Origin of the sequence: Ancylothrix sp. D3o (genome assembly GCF_025370775.1) — a bacterium.
Classification (GTDB): domain Bacteria; phylum Cyanobacteriota; class Cyanobacteriia; order Cyanobacteriales; family Oscillatoriaceae; genus Ancylothrix.
In genome coordinates this window covers 1-1,771 of record NZ_JAMXEX010000110.1, presented here as the reverse complement: position 1 = coordinate 1,771, position 1,771 = coordinate 1, and the positions used below count along the sequence as shown (strand labels likewise).

Below are 1,771 nucleotides of genomic sequence, written 5' to 3'. Positions count from 1 at the left end.
TCCGCTCATAGTAAGCAGGATGCAAAAAGCACTGGTAAAAAAAACGACCACCCAAAAGAGCCTATATAAACCGGATTTTGTATTAGTCCTATTAGAGCGAATTCGCGCCGACCGGCAAAAACGAGAAACCGAAGTCAACCCCACATTCCTTGCAATACCCACCGGCCTTGCAATATCTACCGGCTTAATAATATACCGAAGTCAAACCCACATTCCTTGCAATACCCATCGGCCTTGCAATATCTACCGGCTTAATAAGATTCCGCCGCATCCACCGGCCCCTCAACTTCCACCGGCCCCCAACAGAGCCACTTCTCCCACTCCATACACCGGCCCCTTGGAATTCCAACGGCGCTACAATAATCTACCGATGCCGATGAATCGCAAGAAGTTTTTGTTGGCTGTTGAATAGCTTGTGGATCGTTAACTCAACGGGGCCGGTGGCTGATCGCATTATTCGGAAGTAATTGGGGGGCTGCGTGATTTTTTTGGGTTTTTTGGGGCCGGTGAAATACGGGATTTCTTCGGGTTTTTTGGGGCCGGTAATCTCTATTTTGTTTGTGCCGGCCCCCAATAGCCATAAGTTAAAATTTCCGAGGGTGACACCGGCCTCTTCACGGTCAAGAGGTTCTCTACGTTCACCGGCTCTCTCTCGTCCACCAGCTCTCCAAAATCTACTGGCATGAGCGAATTCCACCGGCCTTTCAATATCCCCGACGCTCTCGAAATTCACCGGCCCCTCGACATTCCCCACCGCAGACAGATTCACCGGCCTTATTAAATTCAAGGATGCCGATGAGGTTCAAGGTGTCGGGGAAGTTGGTGGTGCCGGTGGTGCCGGTGTCTGCCTGGAGTGGCGATAATATGTATTTTTTCAGGGCCGGTCTAAAATGGCCATAAGATTTAAAATGGACGAGCGTAACACCGGCACGAACGAGTAACACCTGCCCCCGACAGATTCGCCGGCCCCCAAGCATTCGCCTGTATCACAGTATCCATCGGCCTTTACAAAGCCACCGGCCATCCAGCATCCACCAGTCTCAGCGCGAAAGCCGAGTTTTCAAAAACCACCGGCCCCTGGAGTCTCACCGGCCTCTTCACCCTCACCGGCCCTTAAAGTCCCACCGGCGCCAGGAGTCCCCCCGGCCCTTAAAGTTCCACCGGCGCCAGGAGTCCCCCCGGCACTTGGAGTAACACCTGCCCCTCAAAACCCATCGGCCCCTCAACATCCACCACCCCAAAAAAACCCACCGACCCCCGAACTACCACCGGCACCACCGGCACCACCGGCCCCTCAACATCCAAGGGCCCTTCAATATCCCCCAGCCCAGACAAATTCACCGGCCTTTCAACTTTCAAGGGTTCAAGCAGATTCACTGGCCCCCTTAAATTCAGGGAGGCCGATGAGGTTCAAGGTGTTGGGGAGGCCGGTGGTGCCGGTGGTGCCGGTGGATCTGCAAAAGCAGGTGGTGGCGGGGAAGTCGCTAAAGTTGGCGAAGTCTCTGGCTGCCGGTGGTGGTGGGCAGGCCGGTGATGTACCCGATCGTGGGTGCCGGCCTCAAATCTCCATAAAGTTCAGTTTTTCTGAGGAGACACCGGCCTTTACAGATGCGCCGGCATCATAACATCCGACTCTCCCCCTCATCCATCGTCCCACCGGAGATCCACCGGCTCACTACAAAAGCTGGTCATTATATAGCAATCCTAAATAGGTCAAAACAGGTATAATATTAATTGTTGTCTAAATTTTAAAATGAACATGGACATTATT

5 protein-coding genes are annotated in these 1,771 nt (G+C 53.2%); 2 read left to right on the top strand and 3 right to left on the bottom strand.

The genetic code is table 11. The annotated features are described in order from the left end of the window. A partial coding sequence (locus NG798_RS27540) for a hypothetical protein (RefSeq protein WP_261226913.1) occupies positions 1-412 on the top strand: 412 nt, incomplete at its 5' end. Here the strand turns inward: NG798_RS27540 and NG798_RS27535 are convergent. From NG798_RS27535 to NG798_RS27525, 3 genes are all read right to left on the bottom strand, one after another. After that, a complete protein-coding gene (locus NG798_RS27535; RefSeq protein WP_261226912.1) occupies positions 365-769 on the bottom strand; it encodes a hypothetical protein in 405 nt (134 codons plus the stop codon). The genes NG798_RS27540 and NG798_RS27535 overlap by 48 nt on opposite strands. Further along, positions 705-944, bottom strand: coding sequence for a hypothetical protein (locus tag NG798_RS27530; protein ID WP_261226911.1), 240 nt, complete (start codon positions 942-944; stop codon positions 705-707). The genes NG798_RS27535 and NG798_RS27530 overlap by 65 nt, the downstream gene beginning before the upstream one ends. 205 nt (positions 945-1,149) lie before the next feature. Next, positions 1,150-1,377 carry a hypothetical protein gene (locus tag NG798_RS27525; RefSeq protein ID WP_261226910.1) on the bottom strand — a complete coding sequence of 76 codons (228 nt, stop codon included), beginning with the start codon at positions 1,375-1,377 and terminating at the stop codon, positions 1,150-1,152. A 26-nt stretch (positions 1,378-1,403) separates the two neighbouring features. On the opposite strand from NG798_RS27525, the gene NG798_RS27520 reads away from it, so the two are divergent. Further along, positions 1,404-1,625, top strand: coding sequence for a hypothetical protein (locus NG798_RS27520; RefSeq protein ID WP_261226909.1), 222 nt, complete (start codon positions 1,404-1,406; stop codon positions 1,623-1,625). Positions 1,626-1,771: the final 146 nt, after the last annotated feature.